Below are 26,676 nucleotides of genomic sequence, written 5' to 3'. Positions count from 1 at the left end.
TTAATTTGGGGCGCATTCTATAAGACACGCCCATCAATTACCAGATCATTTTACCACGGTAAATTGAGTAAGGCGGCCGTTTAACTTAGTTAATTTCTTTAATTCTGGGAGCTTAGCTTCCAGTTTAGCTTTATTTAAATCTGGTCCGACAAATACCTTGGTTAAGGTACCATTGGGTGTTTTTACCGGGCGGGTAAACGTCTTAAAGCCATTCTCGGTCAGTTTTTTAGTCAGTGCTTCAACATTTGATTTGTGTGAGAAGCTACCAAGCTGAATGACATAGGCCATCTGCGTAAAGTTAGAAGACTCAGGTCGTGTCAACGACTCACTTTTCACCTCAGGTGCGGTGCTGGACTTAGCGGGCAGGTCAGTTGACGTCTGAGTTGGCTCAGGCTTTTCTTCACCCTTATTGCTCGCAACCTCAACCTCTGCTGTATCTGTCTGTTGCTGGCCTTGTGTGTCGTCCTGTAGCTCGTTAGTTATTAGTTCAGTACTGAGTTGGCCGTCATCGGCGCTGATGTCTTCTACCACCTCTTCCATGGGCTCTGTCGCCAGTGATGCGCGTTCATCTATACGCGTTTTTAGCTCTATGGTCGAGAACTCAGGACGCTCCGGGATAGGCTTAAATCCTTCCTTATAGTGGACTTTTTCGCCATCCAAAATATTAGGTATAAACACCACTGCCGCAATCACTACGATGCTGGTGCCGACCAGTCGGTTAATAAATCCTGAGTTCACAACTATTGCTCTCTACTTTTGCCAGTACTGCATGGCCGCGGCCACGGTCACAAACGAGCCGAATATAATCAGCGCTGTGTCTTGTTGTTGCTGAGGAAGCAGACTTTGCAGGGCCGAGTCAACACTCGCAAATCCCTGACTGTGCTCACTGTGCGGTGCTGGCAACAATGTCAGCAGCTGCTCTGCTCGTTCGCCACGGGGACCTTCCAAAGACGCACAGCTCCACTTTTCAACCACATCTGACAGGGCATCAATCACGCTCGCTTTATCCTTATCAGCAAGCATAGCGACTAAGGCATGAATTTTAAAGCCCTGATTTTTCAAACGCATTAATTGCGTTCTAAGGTAACGCGCCGATTCAGGGTTATGCGCCACATCGGTGTAAATCAATGGCTGTTGACTGAGCTGCATAAACCGCCCTTCCACTTGTAACCCGGCCAGAATTTGCTTTATCTGCTCGGCATCAGGTAATAAGTTAAGTCGGGCCAGAAGCGTTAACGCTGTTGCCACGTTTTGCGCAGGGATGGCAGGCTGTGCCAACGTCAGGTCGTGCTCACCATATTGCCAGCGTAACCCATCGGCCAAAGGCGTAAAATGGAAATCACGTTTTGACAAGATCAACTCCGCGTTAATTTCCTCACCGTAATCGGTCACGGTATGCGGAATATCCAGATCGCCTACAATGGCTGGCGTGTCTGTGCGGAAAATCCCTGCTTTATCGTAGCCTACTAGCTCTCGGGTATCACCCAGGAACTCTTTGTGGTCAAGGTCTATGGTGGTGATCACGCTTGCATAAGGCGTCACTATATTGGTTGCATCAAAACGGCCACCCAGGCCGACTTCTAACAACACATAATCTACCGCATGCTGTTTGAATAACCACAAGGCACCCAAAGTACCGTACTCAAAAAACGTCAATTCAACGTCGCCGCGTCCCTGATCTAAGGCATAAAAAGCGTCGACATGAGACTGATCGGGCAAGGTTTTACCATTGATCCTAACACGTTCGTTGTAGTGGATAAGATGCGGAGAAGCATAAGTACCGACGCTGTAGCCCTGTGCCAGCAGCATGGCCTCCAGACAACGGGCCGTGGTGCCTTTGCCATTGGTGCCGCCAATCAGAATGATTTTGCCGGGGCTATCAAGCAGGTGGATATTGTTCGCAGCCTTAGCAACGCGCTCCAGGCCCATCGCGATATTGGCGGGGTGTAACTGCTCTAAATAACAAAGCCAATCATTCAGTGAAGATGATTGGCTTGGTGTAGTCTTTGACATAGTGCGCTCAAATTAGAAAATTTTACGCTACTCTATGCTCTTGTTCGGTAGAAGGCAAGTTCATGAACTTAGCAAGGATACGTGCCAAAGAGTCACGCATTTCACGGCGGTCGATTATCATATCAATTGCACCGTGTTCCAGCAAAAATTCACTACGCTGGAAGCCTTCTGGTAAAGTTTCACGTACTGTTTGCTCGATAACACGAGGACCTGCAAAACCAATCAGCGCTTTAGGCTCAGCCACATTAATGTCGCCCAGCATAGCCAGTGATGCTGATACACCACCCATTGTCGGGTCAGTCATCACAGAGATAAACGGCAAGCCACGCTCACTCATTTTAGCCAGAGCCGCACTGGTTTTAGCCATCTGCATCAGTGACATCAAAGCTTCTTGCATCCGTGCACCACCTGATGCCGAGAAACACACCAGCGGCATATTGTGTTCTAAACACTCATTCACGGCATCGACGAAGCGTGCACCCACCACAGAGGCCATTGAACCACCCATAAAAGAGAATTCAAACGCCACTGCCGCAACCGGGATCCCTTTCAGGGAACCTTTCATAGCTACCAGTGCATCTTTCTCGCCACTGACTTTTTGCGCAGCAGTGATACGATCAGAGTACTTTTTGGAATCTTTGAACTTGAGTACATCCTTTGGTTCGTGCTGAGTACCTAACTCAACTCGGCCACCCTCGTCTAAAAAGTTTTCCAGACGCTTACGTGCGCTGATCCGCATGTGATGATCACATTTAGGGCAGACATGCAGTGACTTTTCCAATTCCGCTTTGTACAGGATTGAATCACAGTCCGTACATTTTGCCCAAACGCCTTCTGGGATCTCTTTTTTACCCGTTGATTTAGCCGTTTTAGGTAAGATTTTTTCTAACCAACTCATTTGCAACTCTCTTAGTGCTCATTCTGTGTCGCGATCTGCAAAAAGCAGACAGATTTTCTCAATTAAAACATGATTAAGACATCAGCGATATAAAAAACTGGTCTTAGTTGTCTCTTACGATTAAGACGCTCGCGCTCAGGTTTGCTTTAGTCATCGCTCAGCGTGATTAACGAATGGTTACCTCGGGCAGAAACAGAGGACCAGCCGGTGTTGTGGGGATCTGCCAGCGCTCAGGATAATCGACATCCACCAGGTATAAACCATTCGGTTTCGCTGTGGCGCTGGCTTGTGTGCGGTCTTTAATACTCAGCAACTCAGCCATCCACTCTGGTGGATATTTCCCCACTCCAATGTCCATCAGGCATCCGGTGATATTGCGCACCATATGGTGTAAAAATGCATTGGCTTTAACATCAATGACAATGTAATCACCAAACCGGTCAACCTGCAAGTGATGAATGTTACGACAAGGAGAATTTGACTGGCAATGTACAGCACGAAAAGAAGAAAAATCGTGCTCACCAATCATCACCGGGCACGCTGCCTGCATAAGCTCAGCATCCAGCGGATGATAGTAATGGGTTACCCCACTGCGTAAAATGCCCGGGCGATTGACACTATTATAAATCACATAACGATAACGTCTGGCCGTTGCACTAAAACGTGCACTAAACTCGTCATGGACCGGCGTCGCGTAGCGCACAGCAATATCGTCAGGCAGCTGAGAGTTGACGCCGAGTGTAAATGCTTTCATGTCCCGATCAGAATGGGTATCAAAATGGATCACCTGGCCCGTGGCATGCACACCCGCATCAGTGCGCCCGGCACAGACCACATCGACCTTATGGTTACAGATGCTAGACAGGGCTGTTTCCAGCTCCTCCTGAACACTATTTACATTACACTGACGTTGCCAGCCACTGTAATTGCCACCATTGTATTCAATACCCAAAGCTACACGCATAAACTACTCAAACTCTCATTTCGAACTTAGCCGCGCATTTTATGCGATCACCGCCAATAATACCAACATCATTGTCTCGTTGGCGTCTATGGTCTATTTGATCTGCTGTTTGAGTGCCTGTGCTTCTGACTGTACCGACTCAGGACCATTACTCAGGATTTCTTCAACGGCATTTTCTGCCGAGTCAAAGTCTCCAATTTCAATATATGCACGAACCAGATCCAACTTGGCGGCATATCCGTCTTCTTCCAGATCGACATCCGTGGCATTTTCACCGGCCAGTAGCTCTTCAAAATCACCTAACCCTACGTCCATATCCGGTGACTGGTAGGGCTCTTCCTGCGTCGGCTCATCTTCACTTTGTGAGAGGAGGTCGTCTATCTCAAGGAAATCCCCTTCACCCTCTGCAGCATCAGTTTCGGCATTTGCCTCGTCCCCTGACAGACTTTCTCTAGCAGGCTCGTCAATATCTTCAATTTCAAGATCCTGTGCCAGTTCCTCGCTCAACAGCGCATCAAAGTCCAGTTCAGTGTCCTCTGACAGGTCGACTTCCGACGTATCCGGCTCAACAGAATCATCAAGTAAAGCACTGAAGTCTGTCTCGTTCAGCTCTGCCAGAAACTCGTCTTCAATGGCAGCTTCATCTATGTTGATCTCTGGTTCAAGCGCGTCATCATCGTCTTCGGCCAGGTCCGTTAACTCATCCAAAAATGCGTCCGGTTCTAAAGCCAGCTCGGATCCTGACAGGTCTTCTTCCACTGGAGGATCATTATCGGCCAGCCCTGCCAGATCATCATCAGACAACATAAGGTCTGATAAATCATCTTCCAGATCTTCCAGCTCTATTTCGCCATCCGGCTCTGAGTCCATTGCTGCAAGCGCGTCTGCTTCGTCAAACTCAGGGAAGTCTTCGTCAGTCAGCGCTTCATCGCTTAATGTCGCTTCTTCTGGGGCTTGTTCCGCTACGGGTTCTTCTGCCTCTGGCTCTGCGTCCATCGCACTCAGCGCGTCTGCTTCGTCAAACTCTGGGAAGTCTTCGTCCTCCAGCGCTTCATCGCTTAATGTCGCTTCTTCTGGGGCTTGTTCCGCTACGGGTTCTTCTGCCTCTGGCTCTGCGTCCATCGCACTCAGCGCGTCTGCTTCGTCAAACTCTGGGAAGTCTTCGTCGGCCAGCGTTTCATCGCTTACCGTCGCTTCTTCTTGAGCTTGCTCAGCTGCGGGTTCTTCTGCCTCAGGCTCTGCGTCCATCGCACTCAGCGCGTCTGCTTCGTCAAACTCCGGGAAGTCTTCGTCAGCCAGCGCTTCATCGCTTAATGCTACTTCTTCTGGGGCTTGTTCCGCTGCGGGTGCTGCGACCTCTGGCTCTGCGTCCATCGCACTCAGCGCGTCTGCTTCGTCAAACTCCGGGAAGTCTTCGTCAGCCAGCGCTTCATCGCTTAATGCTACTTCCTCTGGGGCTTGTTCCGCTGCGGGTTCTTCTGCCTCAGGCTCTGCGTCCATCGCACTCAGCGCGTCTGCTTCGTCAAACTCCGGGAAGTCTTCGTCAGCCAGCGCTTCATCGCTTAATGCCGCTTCTTCTGGGGCTTGTTCCGCTGCGGGTTCTTCGGCCTCAGGCTCTGCGTCCATCGCACTCAGCGCGTCTGCTTCGTCAAACTCCGGGAAGTCTTCGTCAGCCAGCGCTTCATCGCTTAATGCTACTTCCTCTGGGGCTTGTTCCGCTGCGGGTTCTTCTGCCTCAGGCTCTGCGTCCATCGCACTCAGCGCGTCTGCTTCGTCAAACTCCGGGAAGTCTTCGTCAGTCAGCGCTTCATCGCTTAATGCTGCTTCCTCTGGGGCTTGTTCCGCTGCGGGTTCTTCGACCTCTGGCTCTGCGTCCATCGCACTCAGCGCGTCTGCTTCGTCAAACTCCGGGAAGTCTTCATCAGCCAGCGCTTCATCGCTTAATGCCGCATCCTCTGGGGCTTGTTCCGCTGCGGGCTCTGCGACCTCTGGCTCTGCCTCCATCGCACTCAGCGCGTCTGCTTCGTCAAACTCCGGGAAGTCTTCGTCAGCCAGCGCTTCATCGCTTAATGTCGCTTCTTCTGGTGCTTGTTCCGCTGCGGGCTCTGCGACCTCTGGCTCTGCCTCCATCGCACTCAGCGCGTCTGCTTCGTCAAACTCCGGGAAGTCTTCGTCAGTCAGCGCTTCATCGCTTAATGCCGCTTCCTCTGGGGTTTGTTCCGCTGCGGGTGCTTCCTCTATTGCACCCTCAAGACTTGCGTCGTCATCCAGCTCAATCTCAAAGTCGGGCCCATCCAGATCGTCAAAATCCCCGCCAAAATCAAGTTGCTCTTCACCATCATCATCCAGCTCATCGAGCAGGCTGGACGCATCATCTTGGCCCAGGCTCTCTGCCAGTGCCCTTTCTGTCTCGCTAATAGCCGATTCTGAATCGTCATCGAGAGAAATCTCTTGTGCTTCAGATTCATCCATCTGTAATTCAGGATAACTACTCAATTCTTCACTGGGGGTAACGAGGTCAATTTCCGTCAGCTCTTCCTCTTCGGACAGATCTATATCTTCATCCGCTAAGGGATCGTCGCCAAGATCTATCTCAACATCCTCTTCCAGATCCGTGTCAAACTCATCTCCTTCAGCTTCCAGCGCCTCCAGTAACTCATCAACGTTTTGTAGTTGAGTGGTCTCTGGCATTTGAGCTTCTTCTGACGGGTGAGTTAATTGCTCTGCAAATTCATCGAGTAACTCATCCTCGGTTTCAGGCAATTCAGATTCTAACTGCTCAGACTCTTGTGCATCGAGCTCCAGCTCAACTGATGGTTCAGCTTTGTCATGCAAAGACTGCAAGTCGGCTTCTTCTTCAAGCATCCCATCGAGGTGACCAGATTCCGTCTTAGAGACAGCGTCCGAACCTGACATAAACTCTTCAATACCAGGCGCGTCTTCGAGTAAACTATCGAGATCGTCCGGCGCTTCCGTTAGGCTGTCTTCTGCAAGTTCAGCCTCTGGCTCTTCTTCTAATAACCCATCCAGCTCGTCCGGCTCTTCTGCCAGCATGTCTTCTGCGGGTTCGGCCTCAGGCTCTTCTTCTAATAACCCATCCAGATCGTCCGGCTCTTTCGCCAGCATGTCTTCCGCGGGTTCGGTCTCAGGCTCTTCTTCCAATAACCCATCCAGATCGTCCGGCTCTTCCGCCAGCATGTCTTCTGCTGGCTCGACCTCTGGCTCTTCTTCTAATAACCCGTCCAACTCGTCCGACTCTTCAGCCAGCATGTCTTCTGCGGGCTCGGCCTCTGGCTCTTCTTCTTCTAATAACCCATCCAGCTCGTCCGGCTCTTCCGTCAGCATGTCTTCTGCGGGTTCGGACTCTGGCTCTTCTTCTAATAACCCATCGAGATCGTCCGGCTCTTCCGCCAGCATGTCTTCTGCGGGTTCAGCCTCTGGCTCTTCTTCCAATAACCCATCCAGCTCGTCTGGCTCTTCCGCCAGCATGTCTTCTGCAAGTTCAGCCTCTGGCTCTTCTTCTAATAACCCATCGAGATCGTCCGGCGCTTCCGTTAGGATGTCTTCTGCGGGTTCGGCCTCTGGCTCTTCTTCTAGTAACCCATCGAGATCGTCCGGCGCTTCCGTTAGGCTGTCTTCTGCGAGTTCGGCCTCTGGCTCTTCTTCCAATAACCCATCGAGATCGTCCGACTCTTCCGCCAGCATGTCTTCTGCGGGTTCAGCCTCAAGCTCTTCTTCTAATAATCCATCCAACTCGTCCGACTCTTCCGCCAGCATATCTTCTGCTGACTCGGTCTCTGCCTCTTCTTCTAATAACCCGTCCAGCTCGTCCGGCTCTTCCGTCAGCATGTCTTCTGCAGGTTCGGCCTCTGGCTCTTCTTCTAATAACCCACCGAGATCGTCCGGCGCTTCCGTTAGGATGTCTTCTGCAAGTTCGGCTTCTGGCTCTTCTTCTAGTAACTCGTCCGACTCTTCCGCCAGCATGTCTTCTGCTGGCTCGACCTCTGGCTCTTCTTCTAATAACCCATCCAGATCGTCTGGCTCTTCCGTCAGCATGTCTTCTGCAGGTTCGGCCTCTGGCTCTTCTTCTAACAACCCATCGAGCTCATCAGTGGCTCCGCTGGATGCCTCTTCCAGCAAGCTGTCTATGTCATCACGCTCTTCTGCCAGTAAGTCTGCGTCAGCGGTTTCACTGGATGCCTCTTCCAGCAGGCTGTCTATGTCATCGGGCTCTTCTGCCAGTAAGTCTGCGTCAGCGGTTTCGCTGGATGCCTCTTCCAGCAGACTGTCTATGTCATCGGGCTCTTCTGCCAGTAAGTCTGCATCAGCGGCTTCGCTGGATGCCTCCTCAAGCAGGCTGTCTATGTCGTCGGGCTCTTCTGCCAGTAAGTCAGCGGCTTCGCTGGATGCCTCTTCCAGCAGGCTGTCTATATCGTCGGGCTCTTCTGCCAGTAAGTCTGAGTCAGCGGCTTCGCTGGATGCCTCTTCCAGCAGGCTGTCTATGTCATCGGGCTCTTCTGCCAGCAAGTCTGCGTCGGGGGCTTCGCTGGATGCCTCGTCCAGCAGGCTGTCTATATCATCAGAGTCAAGTTCCGATTCTTCAGGGAGGGCAGTGTTGTCACCAGTATCTTGGGCCTGATCGAGCAAGCTGTCGATATCGTCAACGTCAAAATCGTCTTCTGCGATGTCAGGCTCGTCATCAAGTGCACCATCGAGTAAGTCATCAATGTCATCAGCACTTAGAATACCGTCGTCTGTCGCTGCTCCATCAGCCGCTGGGGACTTTGGGGGCGACTCACCAACTTCATCTATTAAGCTATCAATGTCGTCAAGATCAAAGTCTTCATCTGCGGGGGCTTCAGTCTCCACAGGTTCAACTTCTTCGAGACTTTCTTCGGCCAATTCTTCGCTAAGTGCGGCAAGTGCGTCATCACTTACATCCAGAGTATCGTCATCTGCTCCTTCGCTGACTTCGTTGAACAGATCATCAATATCATCGGCGCTCAGTATGTCGTTATCGCCCGACGCTGCATCAGCGTCGACATCCAGAGTAATTTCATCACCCAGGCTGTCATCTGCTTCGTCGAAGTTTTGTTGCAGGAACTCATCAAGATCGTCCGCACCTGACTGCTGGGCATTAACATCCGATTCATCATCAAACACGATGTCATCGTTCAGTAAACTGTCCAGTTCATCCTGTTCAAGCGTGTCATTGCCTTCTTCAAATGCGTCATCGTCCAGGCTATCAAAGACGATTTCATCATCCGGTAAAATATCGTCATCGAGCTGCACGCCTTCGTTTAGGGCATCTTCACCACTGTCATGTGGCATATCCAGATCGAGCGGGTCGGCTGCTGCCGCTGTTGCCGTTGCTGCCGCAGCAGCGGCTGGTGCTGGTGACTGTGGTAAAAATTCATCGTCTTCCTCCGCTTGTTTTGCCTTGCCTTTGCGCATACGCATCACAACCGCACCAATGATCAGTAAGGCAGGAATGGTCGCCAGTAAGGCAACAACCAGAGGGTTGGAAAACAGCTTAGTAATGCTAAATTCAGCTTCTGCTTGTGCCTGCATCTGCTGCTGCGCAATCATTTCACTTTGCATATCAATCACAGCTTTAAGCTGCTGCTGAATTTCGCTATCTCTGCCCAGCTGCTCCTGAACATTCTTAAGCTCTTCAGAAATATTATTTAGTTTTTTCTCGAGTTCGTTGTTTTCCTGAAGGATCTCTTCAACACTACGTACGGAGGTTTTAAACTGAGTTTGTAAATCGAGCAGACGCGAGTCTTGCTCCATTTTGAGTGATTTTAGCTCGTTGGTTAACGCTTCACGGGCTTCTTCTACATCAACTTTACGCGCTTGCGTTACCCGCTTATCGGCAGCATCTATGGTAGCCTGGTCAAGCTTACCACTTTTTTTCAGCTCCCATAGCTCATCGTCTTGATCAGATTTTTGACGTGCTAACTGTGCATTAACGCGACGTATTTCAGCTAAAGTTGGAATTTTCAGATAAGCGCCATCGCGCATATGGTTCAGGTTGTTGTCGAGAAAAGCCTGTGGGTTTTTCTCATATAGAGCCTGCATTACCTGGTAGATAGAAACGGAGTCATTAGGCCGCACTTTGTGCGCGATGCGCCATAAGGTATCTGTTGACTTTATTGGGCCAACTGAGCGTCCCTGAAGTCCCAGATCAACCCCTTTCGGACCTTTGAGAACGGTCCCGTCCTGGGTATGAACGGGCGCTGCAATTAGGGCCATTGCTAAGATACAAATAAAGGCTAAACCGCGCATGCTGTTCCTTTGTATACTCTCTAGCGCTGCCCTGGCGGCAACGCGACTACTGAATTGTGCTTAATAGGGCTTGTGCAAGCTCTGTTCCAATTGCCAACTATAAACCAGATAACGGTGAATATCCATCGCCAAAGTATTGAAAATTAACATTCTTATCATGCTTTTTGGTGAGTTACTAATTCTTTATTTAAGCCTCTGAATACACTCAAGGATAGACGAAATACACAGACTTGGCGGATGAGAAGTGAAAAGTGGCAAATTGCTGCCGTATGGGAACAAACAGAAAAGGAATTTGAAAGGAATTTGGACCCGCCGTTGTTCACGGGCCCGGCAATCGTTACAGATAGTGCGCGATCAACTCTTCGGCAATCTGTACGCTGTTAGTTGCAGCACCTTTACGGGTGTTGTCAGACACAACCCACAGGTTCAGGCCATGTGGATGTGAAATATCCGCTCTCAGTCGACCTACATACACGGTGTCGTTACCGCTGGCGTCACTGACCGGTGTTGGATAATCCTGTTCATCTTCAACCAGTTCGATACCGGGAGCATCATTTAACAACTGCTTGATATGTTCAAGATCGTAAGGCATGCGTGTTTCTAGGTGGATTGCCTCAGCATGACCATAAAAAACAGGAACACGAACGGCCGTCGGGTTCACCATAACACTACTATCGCCCAGGATTTTTTGCGTCTCCCAGACCATTTTCATTTCTTCTTTGGTATAGCCATTGTCCTGGAAGGCATCAATTTGCGGAATGACATTAAAGGCGATTTGCTTAGTGAAGACCTCATTTTCCATAGGTCGGGCATTCATCAGATTAGCAGTTTGTTTAGCCAGCTCTTCAACCGCCTCTTTACCTGCACCAGATACAGCTTGATAGGTAGACACATTGATACGATCAATACCATAGGCATCATAGATAGGTTTCAACGCAACCATCATTTGAATGGTCGAACAATTTGGGTTGGCGATGATATTACGATTGCGAAAATCAGCCAGGCTGGCACTGTTTACCTCAGGTACAACCAAAGGCACATCATAGTCATATCTAAAGTGTGATGTGTTATCAATGACAACACAGCCCGCTTCTGCCGCTATTGGTGCATACTGTTCCGACACGCTGCCACCGGCTGAAAACAAGCCTATATGTGCCTGACTAAAATCAAACTCAGCCACATCCAACACAGTGAGCGTCTCACCATTAAACTCAATTTCTTCACCCGCACTGCGGCTGCTTGCCAGAGGATACAGGTTGCCAACCGGGAACTTTCGCTCGGCCAGAGTTTCAATAATTTGCTTACCTACCAACCCGGTTGCACCGAGCACCGCCACATCATATTTCTGCGACATATTATTCCTCATTCGAATTAACTACTTTAAAACCAAGCTGTTGTAACTGCTTACCACACTGAGGTGCATTTTGCACCGTCAAGGTATTGAACTCCCGACGCGGTGGGTAATTTTTGCGCAACATATCAAACCCCTGACTGTTGATATTATTACGCATCAGGCCATCATCCCGACGAATATCATAGACCAGATGGACCAATCTGCCGAGCTCCAGTTCGCTAAGCGTATGCTCTGCATAACAGGATGTCAGTGCCGGGATTGGCAAAAACGACTCAAGCGACTTTGTAGCCGCAATACCGAGTTGATCACACAAGGCCTGATATAACATTTGCGTTCCGCGAGCTTTCCCCTCAAGTGTGTGACCAGCAATGTGCACTGAAGCAAACAATGTATGGTCTAACAAGGGCATTAGTATATTGGGTTCATTTTCCCATACATCTAAAACCAAATCGATTGCTTGGCCGTTCTCAAGCGCTTCTAACAAAGCCTGATTATCAATCACATCTCCCCGGCTTGCATTGATCACCAGCATATCAGGCTTAAGCGTTGCTATGCGTTCAGCATTAAGCATGTGTCGGGTCTGATGAACACCGGTTTTAATCAAAGGCACATGGAAAGTAACGATATCAGCTTGTGCTAACAGTTCATCAAGTGGCATGTGCTGCGCTAAAGTCCCCGCTTCATGACGGAGCGGGTCACACAAGAGCAGCTCGATTCCACTTGCTGCTAGTTTATCGTGCAAGCATTGGCCTATATTGCCAACCCCAACAATACCTAGCTTTTTACCTTGCAGATTGTATGCCTTGCGCTGCGCATAGGCATACAAAGCACTGATCACATATTCAGCAACAGCGACAGCATTACAACCGGGGGCACTGGCAAAACCAATGTCACGCTCAGCCAGTAATGACCTGTCAATGTGGTCGACCCCAATTGTTGCGGTGCCAACAAACTTTAGCTTCGATGCCTCAGCCAAGAGTGTCTGATCAACCTGAGTGACGGAACGCGTAAGCAACACGTCAACATCAGCCAGCTGGTGCGGCACTATGGTGCGACCATCAAAGCGACTGACCTCCCCCAGATCAGAGAAAAACTCTTCAACCAGGGGCATATTCTGATCTGCAAGGATCTTCATTCATACTTCCCAAACGATACACGGACCCTTTATTGTACCGCAGCCAAAGCCCAGACAACAGGCTAACGTTTACTAACCCCGATACTGATAGCTGCGAACATCAGGCAAAGCAGAAACAGTACGAGTGCTTTAATACTTGGTTGTTCGGTTAGATTTATCCATGGGCTAACCAAAAACGCCTGAACATTACACCAGGCTAAAAACATGGCAATGATACTGGCCCCCTGATACCCATAGATAGCGCACAAGACGCAACTGGCGAGATTAAGGAATACAGCAGGTTGATAAAGATGTGCTGAAAGCAGCATAGCAAAAAACGTCGCAGATGCGACACACAATGTTCCATATTGCATGACGATTCCCTCCTAGAATGATCTCTTCAACTATAGGAGCAATCTTTAAAATTACAAACTCATTACATAAAAACAACACCAATATGACCAACTCGCGAGGTAACTAAATAGCAACTAAAATGAAGATAAGATGCTTTTTAGGCTTGAAATCACTGGTCCAACAAGCTAGCCTAGCCAATGTGGTCAGACCTCTTACAAGGAATAACAACATGACACTTTTATTTACACTCGCTTTAATCGCACTGGTTAGCGCTGCCTGCTACCACCGTGCGAGCTGGAACACCTGCTTAGGTGTTGCTGCGGCGACGCTGCTGATCGGCACCTTCGCCGGCGCCTTTGGCGCATTTGCCTGGCTTATCTTCTTGGCCATTGCAGTTCCCTTATCAATGACTAACCTACGTCAACAATACATTGTTGCGCCGTTGTTTAAGGCGTTCAAGAAAGTCACGCCTAGCATGTCTGAAACAGAAAAGTCTGCTATTGACGCTGGTACTACTTGGTGGGAAGCAGACTTGTTCTGTGGTAACCCAAACTGGAATAAGCTTCACCAGTATCAGGCACCACGCCTTACAGCTGAAGAACAGGCCTTTATGGATGGTCCGGTTGAAGAAGTATGTGCAATGCTGGATGACTGGGAAGCCACTCATGAGCTGACTGATTTACCGCAGGACGTATGGCAATATCTCAAAGACAACAAGTTCTTTGCCATGATCATCAAAAAGCAATACGGTGGTCTGGAATTTTCGGCCTATGCACAGTCTTGTGTGTTACAAAAGCTAACCAGTAAATCGACTCTGCTTTCATCTATTGTAGGTGTACCTAATTCACTAGGTCCGGGCGAGCTGCTTCAACACTATGGTACTCAGGAGCAAAAAGATCATTACCTGCCTCGTCTGGCAAAAGGTGATGAGATCCCCTGTTTTGCACTGACTTCTCCGGAAGCGGGCTCTGATGCCTCATCTATCCCGGATTTCGGTATCGTCTGTAAAGGTGAGTGGGAAGGTAAAGAAACCTTAGGTATTCGCTTAACCTGGAACAAGCGCTATATCACCCTTGCACCCGTTGCCACTGTGCTAGGTCTGGCATTCAAAATGCGTGATCCGGATGGCCTGCTGGGCGACAAAAAAGAAATTGGTATTACCTGTGCCCTTATTCCAACCAACACGCCAGGTGTTGAAATCGGCCGTCGCCACTTCCCGCTGAATGTGCCTTTCCAGAATGGTCCAACTAAGGGTGAAGATGTTTTTGTACCACTTGATTTCATCATTGGTGGTGCGAAAATGGCAGGTCAGGGCTGGCGTATGCTGGTGGAATGTCTGTCAGTTGGTCGCGTAATCACGCTACCGTCTAACTCAACTGGTGGTATTAAATCTTTGGCGCTTGCCAGTGGTGCATATAGCCGTATCCGCCGTCAGTTCAAACTGCCTATCGGTAAGATGGAAGGTATTGAAGAAGCACTGGCTAAACTGGGTGGTTACGCCTACAGCAGTGACGCAGCAGTGAGCATGTCAACGGGTGCTGTCGACTTAGGTGAAAAGCCATCTGTTATTTCTGCTATTTTGAAATATCACCTGACAGAGCAAATGCGTGATTCAACCAAGCATGCAATGGATATTCACGGTGGTAAAGGCATCTGTCTGGGTCCAAATAACTACCTGGGCCGCGGCTATCAGGGCGCCCCAATTGCTATCACGGTAGAAGGTGCAAACATTCTGACTCGTAATATGATCATCTACGGTCAGGGCGCAATTCGCTGTCATCCTTTTGTTCTGGCTGAACTTAACGCCTGTACTATCAAAGACAAAGAAGAAGCGCTGAACAGCTTTGACCAGGCTTTAATGGGCCATATTGGCTTTACCATTTCTAACCTGGTTCGCACTAAGTGGCTGGCTCTAACTGGTGGTCGCTTCAGCAAAGTACCATTTAACGACGAAACAGCCGATTACTATCGTGCCGCAGCGCGCTTTAGTGCATCACTGGCGCTAATGTCTGACATCTGTATGGCCGTATTTGGTGGCTCTTTGAAACGTAAAGAGCGTATTTCTGCGCGCCTTGGTGACTTGCTAAGTTATCTGTATCTGGTTTCAGCAACACTGAAACGTTACAACGATGAAGGCCGTCGCAAAGAAGATTTGCCTTATGTTCAGTGGGCCTGTCAGGAGCATTTGTACCTGTGTCAACGTGCATTGGCGGATCTAATTAACAACATGCCGTCAATGGCGCTACGTGGCTTGCTCAAGCTCGTATTGTTCCCATTTGGTCGTCCTGTGCGCAAGCCAACAGACCAAATGGAGCACAAACTGGCGCAACTGCTGCAAACACCAAGCGCAGCCCGTGACCGCCTTGCCTCACACATCTACCTGCGTGATGAGCCGCTTAACCTGATTGGTAAACAAGAGCAAACCCTGAAAGACATCCTTGAAGTGGAGCCTCTGTTTGACAAAGTGTGTCGCGCCAAAGGTGAAAAGCTACCATTTATGCGATTGGATAAAGTGGCCGAAATGGGCCGCGAATGTGGTGCACTAAATAACGACGAAGCCAACAAGCTGGCTGCCGTTGAAGAGAAGCGACTGGCCGTTATCAATGTTGATGACTTTGATCCGGCCGACCTGCTGGCTGGTAAAGCCAGAGTGGTTGCAAAAGACGCGAACGCCGCGTAACTTGTCTCGAATGTAAAGGCCAGCCATGCTGGCCTTTTTTGTTTCCCTGCCCTACAAAAACAACACCTTAATCATCATCAGCGTCACACTGACACAGCCCCAGACAACAGCAAAACGCTGCGGATAGTGCTTTAGAGTCCATAAAAGTAGCGGACAGGCAGCGACAACTGACACGGTATACAGCTCAGCGCTTAGCAGTACAACCCCTACAAGCCAGCTAACCAGGCATAATCCGTAAATCAAAACGCTTTGGCTAAACTCAATTTGACTGTCAAGACCCAGACTACGCCAAAACCCTCTGCGCCCCATAACTTGTTTATTGGTATCCAAATACAAGCTGGACCACCACAACTGGTTCACCAGAAGTATCATCAAAGTATAGTAATGCAGCAGATCGGGCCGCTCATTAGCCATGATGACGCCCGCCCACAGAGCCAGAAATGATGCGCCTGCTCGCCACAACACCATCCAGGGATACTCTTTGATGACATAGTACCAAAAGCTGACAGAACTAAGCTGAGGTTGAGGTGCTGCTAGCTTTAGCCTCGGCCTGACCCAATCCAGAGCGAGCCACAGCACACTCACTGCAAGGTATGTCTGAATATCCGGCGCTAGCCAGACAGCGACGAAAGCGACAAACAATGATGAAAGCAATGTTTGCGGGCGGTACAGCAATGCCAGCGCAAACAGCCACTGTGCCAGCATAAACCCAGGCAACTGTGGAGCCTCCCGGAATGTTACTGTGCCCATGCTCACACCGAGGAGCAAGGATGCACCAAATAGTACGTGGCATACCAATAACAACAACCAGTCAGCCGAAATCTGATGAAATCGGCTTCGCAACAGGGTAAGGTGATAAGCCCTGTGTCTGGCATCAGTAATGGCGGGCTTAATTGCCTGTAGCAGCAAACTTTGCAGTAACAGGAAACCAAATGCCACTTTCATCGCAACTTCGTGCGAGTCGAACGACACCAACTTACCCAGACCAAAAAACACCCCAATGATCAACTGAGGGATGAAAATGAAGAATAAGGTCACAAACATGAGCGAGAACTGCTGAAGCTGGCGCAACAACGCGGCCAGCGCAACACGAAACGCACGGTAACGATACTGGTAATAATGTAACATCAGCACCTCACTCAAACAGAGACTGAGTTACAAAGCCAATTTCAATAAAGGGCTGAGGTTCATGGCAACTAATGATCACTTGTGCAGGGTGATGAATAAGCCAGCTCAACAACACATCAACGCTGGCATGATCTAATGCAGCGCTCGGTTCATCCAGCACCAGATAAGGTGTATTTCTCATCATAGCATTGATTAGTTGGCACTTTTTCTGATTGCCGGACGACAGCGCCCCGTAACGGGTATCCAAAAAAGCCTCAAATTCCATTTGCCGGATCATTAGCTCAGGCCAGGGGCTTGCCCAGCTTTTCGCTGTCAATTGCAGTAATTGTCTGGCCGTCAAAAAATCAGGAAAAGCTATAGAGTCACTGGCGAGGGCCACGATTTTCTGCATGGCAGAGTGCTGCTTACCGTCAAACAGTACATCACCATGAAACGCATCATCCAGCCCGGCAATGATCCTGAACAGCGTGCTTTTACCCAATCCATTTGGCGCTTCGATACAGAGCTTCTGCTCACTTAGCACGGCACAATAGTCCGAAAAAACAGGGTCATGCAAATACACTTTTGTGAGGTGTTTTATTTCTATCATACAGGTCCTTGATATTTAACCGTTCCGATATTAACAAAACACCTCAATACAAAATATCCGCGTGTGGTTACAAAGTATGTCGGTTAAACGAACGCCCGGCGTATTCTGAGGTGAAGGTTTCGATAGCGCCTCGCTTTTGCATGGTCACAAACACCTGTTTGCCCTGCTTGCCACCAAATGCAATATTCGTCGGATATTGGCCTTTCAACGCCACTTTTCTCAGTAGCTGGCCTTTTGGTGACAGTATCACCACTTCCCCGGCCCCGTAGCGGGCAACGTACAGATTGCCATTTTCGTCACAGCGCATACCATCCAGACCATGATCGTTAAACTCATAAAACAGCTCAGGGTCACCTATAAACCCCTGTTCATCAAGCTCAAACGCCCAGATGCGGCGCTGCACACTCTCATTCACATACAAAATGCGATTGTCGGGGCTCACCTCAATGCCATTCGTGGTACCCATATCTGCACGCAACAACTGTGTCTGCCCATCTGGTGAGATACGCCAAAGCTGTCCTTTGTTGTTTTGCCAATCCGGGTCACTGGCATACAGTATGCCTTTATCACTAATGGCTAAATCGTTGGGCTGATACATTTTTGGGTTGTGAGCCAGTACAGAAACCGTTTTATCAGGTGTCACTTTCAATACATTGTGACCAGTATAATCAGCAATATACATGGTGTCCTGTGCATCAAACCGGATCCCGTTGCCCGTGCTACCTTGTGGCAAACTCAAATATAAACCCGCCTTACCTTGTCCGCTCACCTGGCCAATGGTGCCCTGTCGGGCAAAATTGACCGCAAACAGAACTCCATCTCGATTTACGGCCGGACCTTCTACCCCCTGAGTAAACACCCCGTCCGAGATCCAATCCTGAGACTGATACAACTCAGTACCCGATTGCCGGGATACGCACGAAGCAATCAAGCTCAACGCAGCGCCCAATACAACAGCATGTCTTATTTGCATAGCTTTGTCCCTAAACTTAAAAGTTTGAGTATGCTGTGTTGTCAGTAGAGTGTGAATTGAGAAATATTCACACAGATACCGCGGACTGCTGCTTCAGTTCCTTTAAAACTTATACCTGACCTTAAGCAGCACTGAGTCTTGCGAAGGTGATTGCCAAAGCTGTTTTGCACGTTCCAACCAAGGTGCTGATCCAATCTGATTACCTGGCAAACTTTCGCCCACGGCCCCACCACGCCGATATACTAAAAACAAATCAGACAGCGCCCCCATCCGATAACGCAACTTAAATTGACTGGACAAGCGACGATCTTCAAAGCTGGTATCCACATTGTTCAGGCGATGTCTGTGATGTGCCTGTATGGAGTAAACATCGTCACTACGGGCTTCTAATACCGCCCATTCAAGTGTTGAAGAAAATTCCAGTTTATCGGTTATCAATCCACTAACCTGAATCTTATTTACGAAGAAATCACGCTGATACTGAGTGACCTGATCTGTGTCACTTGCCACCAGCCAGCCATCTCCGGTGCGATAGAAATTATTGAATTTCAAGGTCCAGTTTGGGTGTGGTAACCAGGTCATATCAACCGCATACTGCTGAGCGCGCCCATCAAACCCCTCCTGATCGTACTCAAAACTGGCGGCCCATGAGAATTTACCAATGTAAGGACTCACATACATCACCCGTGTTTCCCAATTACCAGGTACTTCAAAGGCCTGGCTCTGACGACCCAGGTTGTCCTGCCAGCCACCGCTGTTCCTGTCCAGGTGCAGATCAATCTGGCCACCATTTGTCAACAGCCATTGGCTCAGATAGGCCTGCCGAGCCGGTAGCTTCAGCCCCTGGCTGTCAGCTTCATAACTGAGTGTCAAAGAGTGCTTGATACGCGCTAACCAGTCGCTTTGAGTGTTAATCGCATGACTGAATTTGGCTTCACTATACTGCCAATCATTACGCTGCGAGTACCCTAAATCACTGTTATCAAAACTTTTATTAAGCTTAAGATAACGCCCTTCCAGGTTTGTATTGGGAGAAAACTGATACCCAAGTTGCAATGATGCACCATTGCCCGTTTGCTTTTGTTGCTGCTCGACCTGACTAGCAAGTAAAGCGCCCTGAAATGACCAGGTGGCACTTTGATACTGGCTATCCCAGGCCATAGTGGTGGCTTGGCGGTCCAGCCATGGCCGGTCTGTATGCGTGGTCAGCACACCTGTTTGCCAGTGCTTTTGCCGATACTTGGCGCGGGCCGCATAAAAGCGTTTACCGGCGTCGCTGTCCAGGTCATCCTCTTTTACCGCAAAGGCACCGACCTGCATCGTCTCTCCCTGATGAACAAAACGGGTAGCCAAATCGATAGGGGTGATAAATTCCCGCCCATCATCACTGCCAGCCCCAATACGCCGAGTATGGATCAGCTTAGTATCTTGCAAAGCCTGGACACTAAACACAGCAATATCCTGAGTAAAGAAAGGCCGTTTGTCGCTGCGTAGTGTTTCTACTGCACTATAATTAATATCAACTTCGTCACTATCAACCTGACCAAAGTCCGGGTTAACCGCCACCGACAGTTTCTGATGATGATTCGGTTTATAAAACAGATCAAAACCCACATCGCTTTCGCTGTTATTTTTGACCTGTTCGGCAAAATGCTGCTGATGACTAAAATAGGGCACAAAACTCAGTTGGCTATGTTTTGGAATGGCCGATTTCAACTTTGGCATGCCCAGATAAAAATCGCTATTACTGGTTGTTTGTTTTTGATTTGAATAGATATAATTTTTTCCCAGATCATACAGCTGTATTGACACGCCAATCTCCCCAAGCGCACTTTCCGTACCTTGAGCCGGGTTGTAAAAAGACACAGTATGCCAGGGGATAAAAACTTCAGTAGACCAGTAATCATCGGCTTCAAACGTTGCAGACTGCCAGTCGCCATCCCAGTCACCGTCTTTGGTTAGCTGCGGTGTCAATACAGCATCTTGCGTGCCACCACCCAGAGTCACAGCAAATTCATAAGCACCGCTACCATCGCCCGCGAAATCCACCACGATGCGATTGAATTCTGCCTGCATAAAGGCATCCTGAATATTAAACTGCTTTTGTCTGTTTGCCCTGCTCTGAAAGTTAACAATACCAATATAAACACCCGCTGCGTTGCTGAATGCTTTTGCATGGACCTTGTCTGTATGCGTTGTCAGTGTCGCCGGAACCACCTGATAAAATTGCTTAAACTGCCGAGCAGATTGCCATTGTTTTTCATCCAGGCGGCCGTCGAGATTTACCTCTGTATTGTGAATTTCGTTTGCCCAGAGTGACTGACTGCCCAATACCGCGGTGATACACAAAGTTAAATAGTGCTGTTTCATATGACTGCTTCCGATATGACTGATTGCCATTCATTGCATCAGAAATGGGCCTTAAAAAAGCTGAAAGTTTCCTGAATAAAGGTGATCAACCCCTGATGATTATTGACTTTGTTCTGAACTAGGTTAGTTTCAGCAAACAGAATGCGTGACATCTGATAAGCCGGCTTCTGAATCAGTCATCTGAACAAACGATCCAGACTCAGGTGCGGGCACCGCATTGCAGCGGCAACAGGCTACAACAAGAACTAAGGAAACAACCATCATGGCGATATCTACTGGCGCTCAGCAATACCATTTTCTATCCTGGCAGTTTGATGCCAGCCAGGATGAGTTGCGCGCCCCCGAAAGCCGGGTTGCTATCAAGCTAGAGCCACAGGTTGCCAGGCTCCTTGAACTCTTTGTTACATCTCCTGATAAGGTCCTGTCTCGTGAAGCATTAAACACAGCACTATGGCCAGACACCATTGTTGAGTCTAACAGCCTGTACCAGCTGCTTACCAAATTGCGCAGAGTACTCAATGACAGTGCCAAAAGCCCTAGCTTTATTAAGACCGTGCCCAAACGGGGCTATGTGTTTATCGCACCAGTGACTGTGCTGCAGAGCGCCTCGCTAAAACAGGCACCACAACATAATGGGCACACCATCGTTGCTTTACAAAACGATGCTGTCACGAAACCGACCATGACCGGCAGAAAACGTGCATTTATGATGGCACTCCCTGTTATCACGGCCTGCTTCAGTGCAATCGCCTACTTTTCCTCTGCACCAGCAACCATAACTGCCCCGCAATATGAGGTCGCGGATATCACCTATGAATTGGGATTGGAGTTTGATGTCGCCGCCCACGCCAGTAAATCGCTTCTGGCTTATATCGACGATTTCAAAACTCTGGTTATTACCGATAAGCAAGGCAACCCAATAGAGCGTTTGCAATTTGACAGCCGTGTTGCCAAACCAGCCTGGCATCCTGAAAAAGATTGGCTGGCAGTTTGGCGTTATCAGGGCGACCGTTGTGAACTATTGATTGTGAACGCGCAAGGTCAGCAGCTGAACCGCCCTCAAGGCCTGCCTTGTTATCGTATTCAGGCGCCCAGCTGGCAATCAGACAATCAGCTTATTGTCTCTGTATTGAGCAAAACGGGCATGCAGGCCTATCAGTATCATACTGATAATAATAAATATATTCCTATTCCCCTCAAGCTCAACGAAGGCGATAAGCTCATCACCACGTTGCGCGGCTGGGACAATCAAATCTATTACTTGGTGAAAAATGCCTTTCAGCATTCACGCTTAATCACGCTGGATGGCAAAGTGCAGCTACACTGGAACTTCCCAGTCTGGCTGATTGCCTATGATCCAAAACAACACAGCATGATCACTAACGATGGCAGCAAGCACCATAACCTGATCGCCACAACGCGTGATGGGCATCAATATCAGGTCATCTCGACACCGCAGGGGATCTTTAGCAGTCTCAGTGTTGACGAACAGGGCTATATTTTCAGTGCTGCCGAAAACTGGCAGGTGAATATTCGCGACAAAGACGACCTGCCCATTTTTTCGAGCTCCAGCCATGATTATCTGCCGGTCACTAACAGCCTGGGAGAAACGGCATTTATGTCACGCCGTACCGGCGCGTGTGAAATATACCTGCATAGCAATGACAAGGTAGTTCAGCTGACCCATCACAAGGGCAGTGATTACGTCAACTTTGTCACCTGGAGCCCGGATAATGCCCATATTCTGGCTAACCGGGAGGCCCGCTTGCTACTACTAGACCGCTCAACAGTAGTGCACACCTTCACTCCTGCCCTATCGCGCTCACTTCGCCATTTTGGCTGGATAGATGCAGACACACTGTGGGCAACGGACGGTCATGACGTTTTGCTTTATAACAAAGCGGGTCAATTGCAGCGCCGCTTTACACTGGTATCAGATATGTTGATGTATGACTATCGGGCTCAAAGTTGGCTCATCTTTAAAGACTCCGCACTTTATCGCAGTACAGAACTAACCGCTGCGCGCATGGAGGAAACCAGAATCACTTCTCTTGAACCCAGGGCATACCACCAGATAACCAACCCCAGACTCAAAGATGGTTATTTGTACTGGCAAAGCGCCTGGTCAAAAACGGATCATATCTGGCGACTGGCGCTGGATGGCGCCGCGAAACCTGAGCTTCTGAAAACACAAAACCTGCTCTGGCACTACGATATTGCTGCCGATGGCACTTTACTGATAGCCCAAATGGAATCGGTTGAAGGAGACATCAAGCGATTAAGCGCCAAATAAAAAATCGAATCTGGTTTGCCAAAATTTGGCTCTAACCTGACTATGACTGTGTCACCCTGAGGTAACTGGGCAGGTCAGGTATAGAGCTATGAAATCCAGCCTGGATTAAGGCCCAGTGAAAGAATTAGCGTATTTGGCTGATATTAGAAAGTAGCGCATCACAGCAGTGTATGGAGAAAAATGAAAGCAACAGGCTCACACCGAATGATGAGCCTGTTGCGTTTGCCATGTGTCGATAAAACCATTATGGGAATAACACCTGTTGAAAGAGTTTCCCTTTGCATCATGGCTTACGCACACGACGTTACTCAACTGAACTTAGCACAGGGTGGTTCTGCAGCAACCTGTCCCCTGGTAGGTATAAAGCTGAGAGTTACAACCCTGATCTTTATTCGTAAAGCAATGCATAGTATTGCAGTAACTGCCCGTATCACATTCGTATTGTGTGAATGTTCCACCAGCAACCGCGGGCGTTGCTGCATTAGGGAGTTTTTTGTTGTCCGAACTCAACGATTTGATGCTTTTCTTCTTTAGATTTAACTTCATTTTAATTTCCTTATGTTTGTTAAAGCCGCTCCAAGTTAACACACTATAAACGAATTACAACACCATCGGAAAATTCATGAATTAATTCATAAAAATAAAAATACACATAATAAACAAATGGCTATATTTCACCGTAACATTGCCTCTGACACTTCATCAGGCGGACTGGAAAGCCTGTTCACTTTTTATAACAACTAACGCTCAGGAACAAACTCCCCATTCAGTAACCGCTGCCACTGGCGTTCAAATTCACCTGACGCTTTGAGTGTTTGCAGCCCCCGATTAAACTGGTCGCGTAACAAAAGACTGCCTGTTTTCAGTTTTGGGAATAAGACATGAGCGCGATAATTTAAAAATGGTCTGGGGTGTGCCCGGATCTTATCTTTTTGTAAGGAAGGAAAGTGGTTGGTCAACAGGCTTTGCATTGCCGTGTCACTGAGCAGGATCAAGTCCACGCGGTCGTTAAGCAACATATTCAGATTGAGCCGGTCATTACTGACCATAATCACATCCAGCTCGCCCTCTTCAATCGCCTTGCGAAACTCGGGCACATATTCATAGCCTAAAATGGCACCGATCCGATAGGGTTTCAGATCGTCAATAGTGCGCCAATCTGGCAGCGGCGTATCTGCACGAAAATACAGTAGCAGCTGACCACGATAAAGCTCATCACTACAATAAAAATGTTGCTGATATTCAGTCTCACAGACCCAGTATGACGCCATCTCATACTGACCTTGCTGAGTCGCCTGAAAACTGCGCTTCCAGGGTAAATAGTCAAACTGTGCCAGATACCCTTCTTTCGTCAATGCCAAGCGGATAACATGATTAACGAATCCGTCGTCCCGCAACTTACTGCCGGTAAACGGTGGATACTCACCCGTTGCAATGCGCACGGGTTCTGTGGCCCGAGCGTGCAGCAGCCAGACTAAAGATAACAGCAATATGATCCTGAACATGATGCAATATGCAGTACAAGGAATTTAGTTAAATTATAGAAGCGTGAGGTCACTTGCGCTAGCTTTGCACCTTACAGGTATGGGTTGGGTGTCCGGCACACTCGACGTGTAATCCAGTGTAATTGCTGCCTAACACCTAGACTGCTACACCTTTCAACGCAACATAATTAGTACGTTTTTTTCACAAACACGAGTCGTAGACTCGTCTCAACATTAAAGGAAATTAATTATGGCAAAGTTACCACTTTCAGATATGAGTCAGGAGTATTGGACGAATGCAGTGACCGATGCTGCGGCAGCAGCTCATGGCAGTAATGATGATCAAATCAGTCAATTCTATGAAAAGTTAATAGTCCACCTGGAGCCGTATGAGTTTAGCCACCTAATCACTACACTTGAAGACTGGGGTGGAGGTTATAGAAGTCAATGGAACTCGAATGACAACTTATTTACTTACGCTCTCAAAGACGGTAGCCACTACTACGAAGCATGGGTTATCAGCTAACTAATAGCCGAATTCCTTGCAAAGTTAAAACCTCTGGCTGAAGTGCCTAACAAAGGGCAGCGGGGCAAATCCGATGGCAAACAGCCATCGGATCTAAACATGCTATGACGTACAGGCGGTAGCTTCAGCTTTAAACAAACTGGCCGCTGCCAGTTGCATTTGCTTTTGTAACTTAGCATCAACAGGCGCGGTTGTGGTGACTGCAAGCTGATCTGCCGGACGACCAAGAATACTTTGCGATAACACCAGCGCGGCCAGAAACGCGCCTTTGTCATTAGCATGGTTACCGTCCATAGCATGTAAGTTCATACGGTGCTCCGATAAAAACTTATCCCACACCAAACCAACGGGTGCAATACATGCGCCTGACTCTTTTGCTATGCCTGCATAAATATCATGCACATACTGGCCTTCCCACTGACGGCCTCTTTGCCCCCACTCAGGAAACATAACGGCCTGGGTGCCATGCTCCTTCGCCAGCGCAACCAGCTTTTTCGCCTCTTTGGTTGAGTAGAGCTTTCTGCGGCTTTGTGAGTATTTTTGCGCCTGCAATACCACATGGCTTAATGAGGTGTCTTTTAACATCTTACGGCTCGGACCATGATCCCAGCGCTGATCCAGAAATAAGATCCCGGGCGCCATTTGATAGCTAACCTGAATCCCCGGCTCGGATGCTTCAATGATGGCTTTGACAAATTCGGGCACACTGTGACGTTTGGTGTGACTGTTGCCCATGTATAAAATGTTCAGTGTTGATGTTTCCATTGCGTGTTTTTTAACTCCGCTATCCGTGACTACTGCGGCTCCTGCCTGTGCGCTGACCAGCAGCGACACGGCAGAAGCCAGTGAATAAAGTATTTTCATTGTTGTCTATCCTTTTCTAGTTCCGTTTATCGGCTACATTGGGATCCGCGTCAAGAGCAGATCGACCAGTGAGGCCTGTTGGTGATGGATAAAAAAGTGGCCACCGGCGACTGACTCCAGCTCAGCCTGTGGTAGTAACTCGCGCCATGCAGACATCGCTTGGGCGCCCACATCCACATCCTGTGTACCATAAATAAGCGTGGCGGGAAGTTGCTGCATGCGCTGCTGAGGCTCTGTGGACATATAATCGAATCCCAGCTTAAAATCGCTGCGCAACATAGGTGACAGCAACGCCAGTAACTGCTCATCTGCCAGCAGCGCCTGTGGTGTGCCGCCCAGCTCAGCCAGTGCCTGCCTGAAATCCGTTTCATTCAACAAGTGAAGCGGGTCGCGACGATAGGTAATTCGGGGCGCGGCTTTTGCGCCCAAAAATACCCGCCGACAATTTAGCAACTGTCCGCGATTAAGTAACTGACGAGCAAATTCATAACTATATAACGCACCATTACTGTGACCATACAGATAGAAGGGCCTGTCCAGATAGGGCACAAACTCGTCAACCATATTAGTTATGGCCGCCTCAATGCTGGCATCAAATGGCTCACCAAAGCGCGCACCGCGCCCTGGCAGACTGACTGCCACTACTTCAATCTGCCGGCTGAAAAAATAGTCTGGCCAGTCAAAGTAAATACTGCTGGTGCCCCCCGCGTACGGAAAGCAAAAAATCCGTGCACGAGGATTAAGCAATGGCTTAGGTGCAAAGTAATACGGAGACTTTGTCATC

The 26,676-nt window shown here is 48.8% G+C and carries 19 protein-coding genes; 4 read left to right on the top strand and 15 right to left on the bottom strand.

Annotation, left to right across the window (positions count from 1 at the left end; translation table 11 throughout):
* Positions 1 to 45: 45 nt before the first annotated feature.
* From ELR70_RS10300 to ELR70_RS10265, 8 genes are all read right to left on the bottom strand, one after another.
* A complete protein-coding gene (locus tag ELR70_RS10300) occupies positions 46 to 738 on the bottom strand; it encodes an SPOR domain-containing protein (RefSeq protein WP_054016525.1) in 693 nt (230 codons plus the stop codon).
* Positions 739 to 750: 12 nt separating this feature from the next.
* Entirely contained in the window at positions 751 to 2,013 is a 1,263-nt protein-coding gene (folC, locus tag ELR70_RS10295) for a bifunctional tetrahydrofolate synthase/dihydrofolate synthase (protein WP_054016524.1), read from the bottom strand.
* A gap of 22 nt (positions 2,014 to 2,035) precedes the next feature.
* Positions 2,036 to 2,911 (bottom strand): acetyl-CoA carboxylase, carboxyltransferase subunit beta, encoded by an 876-nt coding sequence (accD, locus tag ELR70_RS10290; RefSeq protein ID WP_054016523.1) that lies wholly within the window; start codon positions 2,909 to 2,911, stop codon positions 2,036 to 2,038.
* Between the two features lie 166 nt (positions 2,912 to 3,077).
* Positions 3,078 to 3,875: a tRNA pseudouridine(38-40) synthase TruA gene (truA, locus tag ELR70_RS10285; RefSeq protein WP_054016522.1), complete on the bottom strand. Its 798-nt coding sequence runs from the start codon at positions 3,873 to 3,875 to the stop codon at positions 3,078 to 3,080.
* A gap of 93 nt (positions 3,876 to 3,968) precedes the next feature.
* Positions 3,969 to 10,163: a FimV/HubP family polar landmark protein gene (locus ELR70_RS10280; RefSeq protein WP_128064563.1), complete on the bottom strand. Its 6,195-nt coding sequence runs from the start codon at positions 10,161 to 10,163 to the stop codon at positions 3,969 to 3,971.
* 337 nt (positions 10,164 to 10,500) lie between these two features.
* Complete coding sequence (locus tag ELR70_RS10275; protein WP_054016519.1) at positions 10,501 to 11,517, bottom strand: aspartate-semialdehyde dehydrogenase; 1,017 nt, start codon at positions 11,515 to 11,517, stop codon at positions 10,501 to 10,503.
* Between the two features lies 1 nt (position 11,518).
* Positions 11,519 to 12,652, bottom strand: coding sequence for a 4-phosphoerythronate dehydrogenase (locus ELR70_RS10270; protein ID WP_054016518.1), 1,134 nt, complete (start codon positions 12,650 to 12,652; stop codon positions 11,519 to 11,521).
* Positions 12,653 to 12,714: 62 nt separating this feature from the next.
* Entirely contained in the window at positions 12,715 to 13,005 is a 291-nt protein-coding gene (locus ELR70_RS10265; protein ID WP_054016517.1) for a DUF6419 family natural product biosynthesis protein, read from the bottom strand.
* A gap of 209 nt (positions 13,006 to 13,214) precedes the next feature.
* Between ELR70_RS10265 and fadE the strand changes: the two genes are divergently transcribed.
* A complete protein-coding gene (gene fadE / locus ELR70_RS10260) occupies positions 13,215 to 15,665 on the top strand; it encodes an acyl-CoA dehydrogenase FadE (protein WP_054016516.1) in 2,451 nt (816 codons plus the stop codon).
* 51 nt (positions 15,666 to 15,716) lie between these two features.
* On the opposite strand, the gene ELR70_RS10255 is transcribed toward fadE, so the two are convergent.
* From ELR70_RS10255 to ELR70_RS10240, 4 genes are all read right to left on the bottom strand, one after another.
* Entirely contained in the window at positions 15,717 to 16,793 is a 1,077-nt protein-coding gene (locus ELR70_RS10255; protein WP_054016515.1) for a DUF6136 family protein, read from the bottom strand.
* Positions 16,794 to 16,800: 7 nt separating this feature from the next.
* Positions 16,801 to 17,382 (bottom strand): ATP-binding cassette domain-containing protein, encoded by a 582-nt coding sequence (locus tag ELR70_RS10250; protein WP_054016514.1) that lies wholly within the window; start codon positions 17,380 to 17,382, stop codon positions 16,801 to 16,803.
* A 67-nt stretch (positions 17,383 to 17,449) separates the two neighbouring features.
* Positions 17,450 to 18,355 carry an SMP-30/gluconolactonase/LRE family protein gene (locus ELR70_RS10245; RefSeq protein ID WP_054016513.1) on the bottom strand — a complete coding sequence of 302 codons (906 nt, stop codon included), beginning with the start codon at positions 18,353 to 18,355 and terminating at the stop codon, positions 17,450 to 17,452.
* A 102-nt stretch (positions 18,356 to 18,457) separates the two neighbouring features.
* A complete protein-coding gene (locus tag ELR70_RS10240) occupies positions 18,458 to 20,725 on the bottom strand; it encodes a DUF5916 domain-containing protein (RefSeq protein WP_054016512.1) in 2,268 nt (755 codons plus the stop codon).
* 262 nt (positions 20,726 to 20,987) lie between these two features.
* Here ELR70_RS10240 and ELR70_RS10235 point away from each other — a divergent pair, with 262 nt between their 5' ends.
* On the top strand, positions 20,988 to 23,018 hold the full coding sequence (locus ELR70_RS10235; RefSeq protein ID WP_054016511.1) for a winged helix-turn-helix domain-containing protein: 2,031 nt from the start codon (positions 20,988 to 20,990) through the stop codon (positions 23,016 to 23,018).
* 180 nt (positions 23,019 to 23,198) lie between these two features.
* Positions 23,199 to 23,552 (top strand): hypothetical protein, encoded by a 354-nt coding sequence (locus ELR70_RS10230; RefSeq protein ID WP_128064562.1) that lies wholly within the window; start codon positions 23,199 to 23,201, stop codon positions 23,550 to 23,552.
* Positions 23,553 to 23,758: 206 nt separating this feature from the next.
* Here ELR70_RS10230 and ELR70_RS10225 read toward each other — a convergent pair whose 3' ends face one another.
* Entirely contained in the window at positions 23,759 to 24,508 is a 750-nt protein-coding gene (locus ELR70_RS10225; protein WP_054016510.1) for a transporter substrate-binding domain-containing protein, read from the bottom strand.
* A gap of 244 nt (positions 24,509 to 24,752) precedes the next feature.
* Here ELR70_RS10225 and ELR70_RS10220 point away from each other — a divergent pair, with 244 nt between their 5' ends.
* Complete coding sequence (locus tag ELR70_RS10220; RefSeq protein ID WP_054016509.1) at positions 24,753 to 25,028, top strand: hypothetical protein; 276 nt, start codon at positions 24,753 to 24,755, stop codon at positions 25,026 to 25,028.
* Between the two features lie 102 nt (positions 25,029 to 25,130).
* On the opposite strand, the gene ELR70_RS10215 is transcribed toward ELR70_RS10220, so the two are convergent.
* Entirely contained in the window at positions 25,131 to 25,892 is a 762-nt protein-coding gene (locus ELR70_RS10215; protein ID WP_054016508.1) for a hypothetical protein, read from the bottom strand.
* A 33-nt stretch (positions 25,893 to 25,925) separates the two neighbouring features.
* Positions 25,926 to 26,675 (bottom strand): alpha/beta fold hydrolase, encoded by a 750-nt coding sequence (locus tag ELR70_RS10210; protein WP_054016507.1) that lies wholly within the window; start codon positions 26,673 to 26,675, stop codon positions 25,926 to 25,928.
* Between the last annotated feature and the right edge of the window lies 1 nt (position 26,676).

Source organism: Pseudoalteromonas sp. R3 (genome assembly GCF_004014715.1).
GTDB lineage: Bacteria > Pseudomonadota > Gammaproteobacteria > Enterobacterales > Alteromonadaceae > Pseudoalteromonas.
This window is presented reverse-complemented; position numbering and strand designations above follow the sequence as displayed.

What these genes read in the sequence shown, in the direction of transcription:
- folC (WP_054016524.1), bottom strand. Translation starts at nt 2,013, where the DNA reads ATGTCAAAGACTACACCAAGCCAATCATCTTCACTGAATGATTGGCTT.
- accD (WP_054016523.1), bottom strand. Translation starts at nt 2,911, where the DNA reads ATGAGTTGGTTAGAAAAAATCTTACCTAAAACGGCTAAATCAACGGGT.
- truA (WP_054016522.1), bottom strand. Translation starts at nt 3,875, where the DNA reads ATGCGTGTAGCTTTGGGTATTGAATACAATGGTGGCAATTACAGTGGC.
- ELR70_RS10280 (WP_128064563.1), bottom strand. Translation starts at nt 10,163, where the DNA reads ATGCGCGGTTTAGCCTTTATTTGTATCTTAGCAATGGCCCTAATTGCA.
- ELR70_RS10275 (WP_054016519.1), bottom strand. Translation starts at nt 11,517, where the DNA reads ATGTCGCAGAAATATGATGTGGCGGTGCTCGGTGCAACCGGGTTGGTA.
- ELR70_RS10270 (WP_054016518.1), bottom strand. Translation starts at nt 12,652, where the DNA reads ATGAAGATCCTTGCAGATCAGAATATGCCCCTGGTTGAAGAGTTTTTC.
- ELR70_RS10265 (WP_054016517.1), bottom strand. Translation starts at nt 13,005, where the DNA reads ATGCAATATGGAACATTGTGTGTCGCATCTGCGACGTTTTTTGCTATG.
- fadE (WP_054016516.1), top strand. Translation starts at nt 13,215, where the DNA reads ATGACACTTTTATTTACACTCGCTTTAATCGCACTGGTTAGCGCTGCC.
- ELR70_RS10255 (WP_054016515.1), bottom strand. Translation starts at nt 16,793, where the DNA reads ATGTTACATTATTACCAGTATCGTTACCGTGCGTTTCGTGTTGCGCTG.
- ELR70_RS10250 (WP_054016514.1), bottom strand. Translation starts at nt 17,382, where the DNA reads ATGATAGAAATAAAACACCTCACAAAAGTGTATTTGCATGACCCTGTT.
- ELR70_RS10245 (WP_054016513.1), bottom strand. Translation starts at nt 18,355, where the DNA reads ATGCAAATAAGACATGCTGTTGTATTGGGCGCTGCGTTGAGCTTGATT.
- ELR70_RS10240 (WP_054016512.1), bottom strand. Translation starts at nt 20,725, where the DNA reads ATGAAACAGCACTATTTAACTTTGTGTATCACCGCGGTATTGGGCAGT.
- ELR70_RS10235 (WP_054016511.1), top strand. Translation starts at nt 20,988, where the DNA reads ATGGCGATATCTACTGGCGCTCAGCAATACCATTTTCTATCCTGGCAG.
- ELR70_RS10230 (WP_128064562.1), top strand. Translation starts at nt 23,199, where the DNA reads ATGAAAGCAACAGGCTCACACCGAATGATGAGCCTGTTGCGTTTGCCA.
- ELR70_RS10220 (WP_054016509.1), top strand. Translation starts at nt 24,753, where the DNA reads ATGGCAAAGTTACCACTTTCAGATATGAGTCAGGAGTATTGGACGAAT.
- ELR70_RS10215 (WP_054016508.1), bottom strand. Translation starts at nt 25,892, where the DNA reads ATGAAAATACTTTATTCACTGGCTTCTGCCGTGTCGCTGCTGGTCAGC.
- ELR70_RS10210 (WP_054016507.1), bottom strand. Translation starts at nt 26,675, where the DNA reads ATGACAAAGTCTCCGTATTACTTTGCACCTAAGCCATTGCTTAATCCT.